The sequence below is a fragment of the Stenotrophomonas sp. PS02298 genome (assembly GCF_029959445.1).
Classification (GTDB): Bacteria; Pseudomonadota; Gammaproteobacteria; order Xanthomonadales; family Xanthomonadaceae; genus Stenotrophomonas.
On sequence record NZ_JASCOR010000182.1, the window covers coordinates 1 to 7,937 of the forward strand.

9 protein-coding genes are annotated in these 7,937 nt (G+C 63.6%); all 9 read right to left on the bottom strand.

The features are described from left to right. Nucleotides 1-83 precede the first annotated feature (83 nt). From hisIE to QMX78_RS18615, 9 genes are read right to left on the bottom strand one after another with little or no spacing between them, the layout of a single operon-like run. Nucleotides 84-722, bottom strand: a complete 639-nt coding sequence (gene hisIE / locus QMX78_RS18575; RefSeq protein WP_282272326.1) for a bifunctional phosphoribosyl-AMP cyclohydrolase/phosphoribosyl-ATP diphosphatase HisIE — start codon at nucleotides 720-722, stop codon at nucleotides 84-86. Continuing rightward, nucleotides 712-1,488 carry an imidazole glycerol phosphate synthase subunit HisF gene (hisF, locus tag QMX78_RS18580; RefSeq protein ID WP_282272328.1) on the bottom strand — a complete coding sequence of 259 codons (777 nt, stop codon included), beginning with the start codon at nucleotides 1,486-1,488 and terminating at the stop codon, nucleotides 712-714. Before hisF ends, hisIE begins: the two co-directional genes overlap by 11 nt. After that, complete coding sequence (gene hisA, locus QMX78_RS18585; protein WP_282272330.1) at nucleotides 1,482-2,216, bottom strand: 1-(5-phosphoribosyl)-5-[(5-phosphoribosylamino)methylideneamino]imidazole-4-carboxamide isomerase; 735 nt, start codon at nucleotides 2,214-2,216, stop codon at nucleotides 1,482-1,484. The genes hisF and hisA overlap by 7 nt, the downstream gene beginning before the upstream one ends. Then, on the bottom strand, nucleotides 2,213-2,812 hold the full coding sequence (gene hisH, locus QMX78_RS18590) for an imidazole glycerol phosphate synthase subunit HisH (protein WP_282272332.1): 600 nt from the start codon (nucleotides 2,810-2,812) through the stop codon (nucleotides 2,213-2,215). Before hisH ends, hisA begins: the two co-directional genes overlap by 4 nt. Then, nucleotides 2,809-3,882, bottom strand: coding sequence for a bifunctional histidinol-phosphatase/imidazoleglycerol-phosphate dehydratase HisB (hisB, locus tag QMX78_RS18595; RefSeq protein WP_282272334.1), 1,074 nt, complete (start codon nucleotides 3,880-3,882; stop codon nucleotides 2,809-2,811). The genes hisH and hisB overlap by 4 nt, the downstream gene beginning before the upstream one ends. Continuing rightward, the gene (gene hisC / locus QMX78_RS18600) at nucleotides 3,879-4,958 is read right to left on the bottom strand and encodes a histidinol-phosphate transaminase (RefSeq protein WP_282272336.1); all 1,080 of its coding nucleotides are present in this window, start codon (nucleotides 4,956-4,958) and stop codon (nucleotides 3,879-3,881) included. The genes hisB and hisC overlap by 4 nt, the downstream gene beginning before the upstream one ends. Beyond that, complete coding sequence (gene hisD, locus QMX78_RS18605) at nucleotides 4,955-6,250, bottom strand: histidinol dehydrogenase (protein ID WP_282272338.1); 1,296 nt, start codon at nucleotides 6,248-6,250, stop codon at nucleotides 4,955-4,957. Before hisD ends, hisC begins: the two co-directional genes overlap by 4 nt. Further along, the gene (hisG, locus tag QMX78_RS18610; RefSeq protein WP_282272341.1) at nucleotides 6,247-7,158 is read right to left on the bottom strand and encodes an ATP phosphoribosyltransferase; all 912 of its coding nucleotides are present in this window, start codon (nucleotides 7,156-7,158) and stop codon (nucleotides 6,247-6,249) included. The genes hisD and hisG overlap by 4 nt, the downstream gene beginning before the upstream one ends. Nucleotides 7,159-7,167: 9 nt before the next feature. Continuing rightward, nucleotides 7,168-7,494 (bottom strand): YerC/YecD family TrpR-related protein, encoded by a 327-nt coding sequence (locus QMX78_RS18615; RefSeq protein ID WP_282272342.1) that lies wholly within the window; start codon nucleotides 7,492-7,494, stop codon nucleotides 7,168-7,170. Nucleotides 7,495-7,937 lie beyond the last annotated feature (443 nt).

Consider the following 7,937-nt stretch of genomic DNA (forward strand, 5'->3'; position numbering starts at 1 on the left):
AGCCATGCTCGGCTGGGCCTTGCCGGTGACGTTTGGTTTTCCCCGTAAAGCCCCTGCCGAGCATGGCTCGGCACTACAGTGGCTCAGCTTGCTGCCTTCTCTGCGGCCTTGGCGTGGCGGTCTTCGAGCACGCCGATCGCGTCATCGAGCGACAGGCCGCGTGCGCGCAGCAATACGATCAGGTGAAACAGCAGGTCGGCTGATTCGCCCAGCAATTCGTCATCGCGCTGCACGACACCGGCAAGTGCGGTTTCCACGCCCTCTTCGCCCACTTTCTGCGCGATGTGCCGTGCGCCCTTCTCGAACAGCTTGGTGGTGTAGCTGTTAAGCGGACGGTCGTGCTCACGCTGCTTGATCAGGGCATTCAATGCGCCGAGGAAGTTGCCCGGTGCAGCACTGAAACAGCTGGTCTCGCCGGTATGGCAGGTGGGGCCATGCGGGCGCACGGTGACCAGCAACGTGTCGTTGTCGCAATCACTGCGGATGTCGACCAGATCGAGATGGTTGCCTGAGGTCTCGCCCTTGGTCCACAGCCGCTTCTTGCTGCGGCTGAAGAAGGTGACCTTGCCACTGCTACGGGTGGTCTCCAGTGCGTCGCGGTCCATATAGCCAAGCATCAGCACACGCAGCGTGGCCTCGTCCTGGATGATGACCGGAATCATGCCGTTGACCTTCTCCCAGTCCAATGCGGCCGGATCAACCGGTTTGAATTCAGTAGACATCCCTAACCTCGATTTGTTGTTCGCGCAGGAACTGCTTCAGTTCCGGAATTGCGATGGCGCCGGAGTGGAACACACTGGCGGCCAAAGCCCCGTCAACGTCAGCCTGTTCGAATACATCAGCGAAATGCTGCGGCGTGCCCGCGCCGCCAGAGGCGATCAACGGAACCGTGCACAGCGCCCGGGCCTGACGCAACTGTGCAATATCGTACCCCTTGCGCACGCCGTCGCTGTCCATGCAGTTCAGCACGATTTCACCTGCGCCGAGGGACTGGACTTCACGCACCCAGTCCAGGGTCAGCCTTGCCTCGGCGCGGGTCTTGCTTGGATCGCCGGTGTAAGAGCGCACCCGCCATTGGCCGTCGGCTTCGCGGATGGAGTCGATGCCGACCACCACGCACTGCTCACCGAAGGCTTCAGCCAACTCCGCGATCAACTGCGGGCGCTCCAGCGCCGGGGTATTGATGGAAATCTTGTCGGCACCGGAATTGAGCACGGCGCGCGCGGTTTCCACATCGCGGATGCCGCCGGCCACGCAGAACGGGATGTCGATCAAGCGCGCCACCCGTTCGATCCATGCGCGGTCAACGGAGCGGCCTTCCGGACTGGCGGAGATGTCGTAGAACACCAGCTCATCAGCGCCCTGGTCGCGGTAACGCAACGCCAGCTCGGTGATGTCGCCCATGTCGATGTGGTCGCGGAACTTGACGCCCTTGACCACGCGGCCTTCGCGCACGTCCAAACAGGGAATGATGCGCCGGCTCAACATGACAAGGCCTCATCCAGCTGCAGGCGACCTTCCAGCAATGCCTTGCCGAGCACGGCACCGCCGCAACCTGCAGCCTTGGCCGCGCGGATGTCGTCGGCATCACGCACACCGCCCGAGGCCTGCACGGCGACGCCAGGCAGCAATTGCGCCAGATGCGCGTAGAGTTCGATATTCGGACCGGACAGCATGCCGTCGCGGGAAATGTCGGTGCACAGCAGGTGCTTCATGCCGGCCTGCGCGTAACGCTGGGCCAGCTCATCCAGGGTCACGTCTGCGGTTTCGGTCCAACCGTGCACCGGCAAGCGCCAAACGCCGTCTTCACCCTGACGCGTGTCCAGCGCGATGGTCAGCTGCTCGGCGCCGAACTCGGCCAGCCAGGCCAGCACTTGTTCGGGCTGACGAACCGCCAGCGAGCCAATCACCACACGGCTGGCGCCGGCATCAAGAATGCGGGCGACGTCATCGCGGCCACGCACGCCGCCGCCGGTCTGCACCTTCAGTTTGGTGGTCCCTGCGATCTGCTGCAACAAGGGTGCCAAGGTATAGCCGCCGGCCTTGGCCGCATCCAGATCGACCAGGTGCATCCAACGCGCGCCAGTCGCAGCGAATGCCTGCGCGCGCGGCAAGGCGTCGTCACCGTAAGTGGTCTGCTTTTCGTAATCGCCCTGCAACAGACGCACGACGCGGCCGTCACGGATATCCAGCGCGGGGTAGACAATGAAACTCATGCGGCAATCTCGAGAAAATTCTGCAGGATGCGTGCGCCCGGCCCGGCCGACCGTTCGGGATGGAACTGCGCCCCGCATAGACGTTCGCGCTGCACCACTGCGGTAAACAGGCCGCCGTGGTGACAGGCAGCGACGGTGTCGGAAGTGACAGGAGCGGCGTAGCTGTGCACGAAATAAGCACTCGAGCCCAGCGGCACGCCATCAAGCAAGGGCGATTCGCGCAGGGCAAGCAGCTTGTTCCAGCCCATGTGCGGCACACGCACGCCAACACCGGGATGCAGGCGGCGGACGATACCCGGCAACAGACCAAGGCATTCCACATCACCCTCTTCCGAGCGTTCAAACAACAGCTGCATGCCCAGGCAGATACCCATCAACGGCACCTGCAGCTCGCGCAGCGGTTGCACCAATCCTTGCGCATGCAGACGCTTCATGCCTTCGGCCGCAGCACCAACACCGGGCAATATCACCCGCGCAAGGCCGGCCAGATCCGCGGGCGCGCGCACCATCTGCACGTCTACCTGCAGCCGCTCCAATGCGTAGCGCACCGATCCCAGGTTCGCGCCGCCGGCATCAACCAGACCAACCCTGCTCACAGCGCGCCCTTGGTGGAGGGCAGCTCGGTGCCTTCCTTGCGGATGGCCTGGCGCAGGGCGCGAGCCAATGCCTTGAAGCAGGCCTCTACCTTGTGGTGGTCGTTCTCGCCTTCGACCTTCAGGTTGAGGTTCAAGCCGCTGGCATCGCATAGCGAGCGGAAGAAATGCGGCACCAGTTCAGTCGGCATGTCGCCAACGCGCTCACGCTTGAACTCGCCGTCGAACACGAAGTACGGGCGGCCACTGAAATCCAACGCGGCGCTGGCAAGCGTCTCGTCCATCGGCAAGGTAAAACCGTAGCGACCGATGCCGCGCTTGTCACCCAAGGCTTCACGCAAGGCCTGGCCCAGCGCGAGACCGGTGTCCTCGATGGTGTGGTGTTCGTCGATGTGCAGGTCGCCCTTGGCTTCCACTTCCAGCGCAAAGCCGCCATGACGGCCAATCTGGTCGAGCATGTGGTCGAAGAACGGCAAGCCGGTGTTGATCTTCGAGCTGGCCACCTTGTCCAGGTCGACGAACACGCGGATCTGGGTTTCCTTGGTATCGCGCTGCACGGTAGCGCGGCGTGGCGCGTCGGCCAGCTCGTGTGCGATTGCATCCCAATCCCACTCGCCGCCGAACTGCCCGGTGCGCAGCTGGAAGCCACGAATCTTCATGTTGTCGGCAAACTGGATGTCGGTCGGCCGGTCACCGACCATGCCAGAACGCGCCCAGTCGATGCTGCGGTCCTGCAGGTAGGACACCATCATGCCGATGCCGGGCTTGCGATTCGGGCTGTTGTCCTGCGGCCAACTCGGATCGATCAGCACATCGCGGAACGTAATGCCCTGGCTGGCAAAGATCTGCAACATCAAGTCATTCGGGCCGTCGAAGCTGGCCTGCGGATAGCCTTCGGAACCGAGTCCGTCCTGGTTGGAGACGATGACGAACTGATAGCCGGCATCGCGCAACTTCAGCATCGCCGGGATCACGTTCCTGACGAAGCGGATCTTTTCGTAGGCGTCGATCTGGAAGTCGGCCGGCTCCTCGATCAAGGTGCCATCGCGATCGACAAACAGAATGGGGGTCATGCGGTAAGCTCCAGCGAGGCAAGTGCGTCGAGGACGCGGTCGTTCTGTTCGGGGGTGCCCAGGGTGATGCGCAGGGCGTCCTGCAGCTGCGGCGCGGCGCGCTGGTCACGCACCACCACGCCGGCCTGCAGCAACGCCTGGAATGCGGCTTCAGCATCGCTGAAGCGCACCAGCAGGAAGTTGGCATCCGAGGCATAGACATGACGAACGCCACGCTGCGCCGACAAGGCGATGCACAACCGGCTACGCTCGCTGCGCACCGTGGCGATGCGGGCGCGCGTCTGCGCAAGTGCTGCATCATCAAGCCCGGAAAGCGCCAACGCCGAACATGGCGTGGGGATGGGATACGGCGCCTGGCAGCACCGCAGCACCGCAATCAGGGCAGCATCAGCAATCACACTGCCAATCCGCGCAGCAGCCAGTGCATGCGCCTTGGACAAGGTCCGCAGCACCGCAATGTTGTCGAAGCGATCCATCAAGGTGGTGGCGGAAAGCTCATCGGCAAACTCGCCATAGGCCTCGTCAACCACTACCAGCGCCTGCCCACGTAGCGCTTCGGCTACGGCCCGTACCTGCTGCAGCGGAATGCTCAGGCCACTTGGATTTGACGGCGAGCACAGGAACACCAGCTTGGCATTGCCCTGCTTGGCAGTGGCAATGATGGCGTCGATATCAGGCACCAGCCCCGCATTGGTATCCAACAGCGGCACTTCCAGCGCGGATGCATTCTGCAGCCGCGCACTGACCGCGTACATGCCGAACACCGGCGGCGTGTACAACACCGCATCACGGCCGGGCACGCACAAGGCGCGCACCAGCAAGTCGATGGCTTCATCGCTGCCGCGACCGATCAACAACTGCTCGGGCTGGCAGCCGTACAAGCTGGCCAGACGTTCGCGCAAGGCTTGCGGCTGGGGATCCGGGTAACGACGGCAACTGGCATCTGCGTCACCAGGATTCGCCCATGCCGATTCATTTGCATTGAGCCAGATATCGCCCTGCAGCTTGGCGCTACGCGCTGAGGAATAGCCGCCGAAATCACGCAGGTCTTCGCGTACCAGATCGAGCACACTCACGGCGCCACTCCCAGCCGCAACGCAACCGCATTGGCGTGTGCACCCAGGCCTTCGGCCCGGGCCAGGGTCAAGGCACAGGGGCCGATGCCGCCGATACCTTCGCGGCTGGCAGCCTGCACGCTGATCTGGTTCTGGAAGCTGGCGACGCTGACGCCGCTGTAGGCGCGGGCCGCGCCGGCGGTCGGCAGCACGTGATTGGTGCCAGAGCAATAGTCACCCAGCGCCTCGGGCGTGTAATCGCCGAGGAACACCGAACCGGCCGCTTCCACCTTGTCCAACCACTGACGCGGCTGGCGCAGGGCGAGAATCAGGTGCTCGGGCGCATAGCGGTTGGAGATCTCGAATGCCTGCGCAATCGAATCCACCTTGATCAGCAGCGACGCACCCAGCGCTTGACGCGCAATCGCCTCGCGGCTGAGCTGTGCGACCTGTATTTCGACCTGCTCCTGTACGGCGGCAATCATCGCTGCATCGTCGCTGAGCAGCAGTACCTGCGAATCCGGGCCGTGCTCGGCCTGCGAGAGCAGATCGGCAGCGACAAATGCAGGATTGGCACCTGCATCGGCGATCACCAGCACTTCCGAAGGACCGGCGGGCATATCGATGGCAGCAGCGCCTGCCTGGGCCACCTGCTGCTTGGCTTCGGTGACAAAACTGTTGCCTGGCCCGAACAGCTTGTCACAGGACGGCACCGAGTCGCTGCCGTATGCCATGGCTGCAATCGCCTGTGCGCCACCGATCTTGAACACGCGGTGCACGCCAGTCAGTCGCGCGGCAACCAATACTGCAGGGTCGGCCGTGCCGTCCTTGCGCGGCGGCGTGCACAACACCACTTCGCGGCAACCTGCCAGCTTGGCGGGAACACCAAGCATCAATGCAGTGGACGGTAACGGCGCGCTGCCCGCCGGGACGTACAAACCAACCCGCATAATCGGGCGAATGACCTTTTCGCAGACCACGCCCGGCGCGGTTTCCACGCTGTAGGGCTGGGCTACGCCAGCGCGGTGAAAGGTATCGATGCGATCTGCGGCCTGCTGCATGGCGATCCGCAGTTCTGCCGACACCGCCAGTTCGGCAGCGGCGAATTCTGCTTCGCTGACTTCAAAACGCTCCGGTGCGATGCCATCGAAGCGCTGGGTGATCTCACGCAAAGCAGCGTCGCCACGCGTGCGTACCTGCTCGATCAAGCCAGCGACGGAATCGCGGGTCTGCGCGGCAACAGTCTGTACCGGACGGGTCAGAGCGCGCGCCTGTGCATTGGCGTCGAGCGCGTTCCAATCGAGGATGTTCATACCAGCGACTTCTCCACCGCCAACACCATCAGGCCCTGGGCACCGGCACGTTCCAGTTCCTCGAGCCGTTGCCAGCTGAGTGCACCACTGCACATCGTCTGCAGGCGCACGGCGTCACCCTGCCCCGGCAACCGCAGCAACGGCTCGGCGTCGGGCAGCAGACGGGCCAATGCTTCGACACGCTCTTCAGCGGCTGAGAACATCAGCAATTTCTGGTCCTGCACCTTGCTCAAACCGTCGAGACGGCGCAGCAGCATTGCCATCAGGCCCGCACGGGCGTCATCCAGTTCGTGCACCGGCCCGGCCAGCACCGCTTCGCTTTCCAGCAGCACTTCCACAGGCTTGAGCTGGTTCGCGGCCAGGGTTGCACCACTGGAAACCAGATCGCAGATCAATTCAGCGGTGCCGAGCTTTGGTGCGATTTCCACCGAACCGGACAACTCAACGACCTGCGCGTCGACACCCTTGTCTTTCAGCCAGGCGGCAAGGATGGCCGGATAGCTGGTGGCGATGCGCTTGCCCTGCAGCATCTGCACGCCCTGCCAATCCCAGTCTTCCGGCACTGCGATCATCAAACGGCAGGAGCCGAAACCGAGGCCACGCAACGGTTGGTAAACGTCCGCCAGGCCGATCTGGCGACGGGCCTTGGCCTGTTCATCCAGCTCGTTCAAGCCGACCACGCCGAGGTCGCAGACGCCGTCGGCGATCAGACCCGGAATGTCGTCATCACGCACCAGCAGCAGGTCCACCGGCAGCGATTCGCCGAAGCAGAACAGCTTGTCGCGGCTCTGCCGCCAGCTCAGCCCGCAAGCCGCCAACAGGCTGCGCGCGGGATCGGCCAGACGGCCGCTTTTCTGGATGGCGATACGCAGCCGGTCGCGTGCCGGGGCGGAGGTTGAAGCACTCATGGGGTTATCTCAGTTGGATTCGGTTTTGCGCGCGGCGAGACGGTCGATGGCAGCGGCATAGCCGCCGGCACCGTGCTCGAGCGAACGCGCAACCCGACCGATGGTGGTGACGCTCACCCCGGTCAGGTCATAGATCTCGCGATAAGGCACACCCTTGCGCAGCAAGGGAACCACCCGCCAGCGGTCAGCCATGGCTTCCAGCTCAGCCGGCGTGCACAGATCGCGCAGGAAGGCCTGCACCTCCTGCGGCTTGTCCAGCGCAGCCAACGTACGCGCCAACGCCTTCAACGGGGCGTCGGATGGCTTTTCACGTTCGATGTCAGGGCGTGTCTTCATCATGTATCAATGTAATATCGTGCTAATACATTAGTGCGAAATTGACCTTGAGTCAAACCGCCCGATTCACCAACTGTAGTGCCGAGCCATGCTCGCCAAGGGGCTTTCCCGGCAAAGCCCCAGCCGAACATGGTTCGGCTCTACAGGCGGAGCGCGCACTGATATCTGCGAAAGGCCAACCCCTCCCCAGCCCTCCCCTTCGCAGCGCGAAAGGGAGGGGGCGGAAGCGGTAGTGCCGAGCCATGCTCGGCGAGGGGCTTTCCCGGCAAAGCCCCAGCCGAACATGGTTCGGCTCTACAGACGGAGCGCGCACTGATATCTGCGAAAGGCCAACCCCTCCCCAGCCCTCCCCTTCGCTGCGCGAAAGGGAGGGGGCAGAAACGGTAGAGCCGAGCCATGCTCGGCTGGGACCTTCCCGGTAATACCCCAGCCGAGCATGGCTC

What these genes read in the sequence shown, in the direction of transcription:
- hisA (WP_282272330.1), bottom strand. Translation starts at nt 2,216, where the DNA reads ATGAGTTTCATTGTCTACCCCGCGCTGGATATCCGTGACGGCCGCGTC.
- hisF (WP_282272328.1), bottom strand. Translation starts at nt 1,488, where the DNA reads ATGTTGAGCCGGCGCATCATTCCCTGTTTGGACGTGCGCGAAGGCCGC.
- hisD (WP_282272338.1), bottom strand. Translation starts at nt 6,250, where the DNA reads ATGAACATCCTCGATTGGAACGCGCTCGACGCCAATGCACAGGCGCGC.
- hisIE (WP_282272326.1), bottom strand. Translation starts at nt 722, where the DNA reads ATGTCTACTGAATTCAAACCGGTTGATCCGGCCGCATTGGACTGGGAG.
- QMX78_RS18615 (WP_282272342.1), bottom strand. Translation starts at nt 7,494, where the DNA reads ATGAAGACACGCCCTGACATCGAACGTGAAAAGCCATCCGACGCCCCG.
- hisB (WP_282272334.1), bottom strand. Translation starts at nt 3,882, where the DNA reads ATGACCCCCATTCTGTTTGTCGATCGCGATGGCACCTTGATCGAGGAG.
- hisG (WP_282272341.1), bottom strand. Translation starts at nt 7,158, where the DNA reads ATGAGTGCTTCAACCTCCGCCCCGGCACGCGACCGGCTGCGTATCGCC.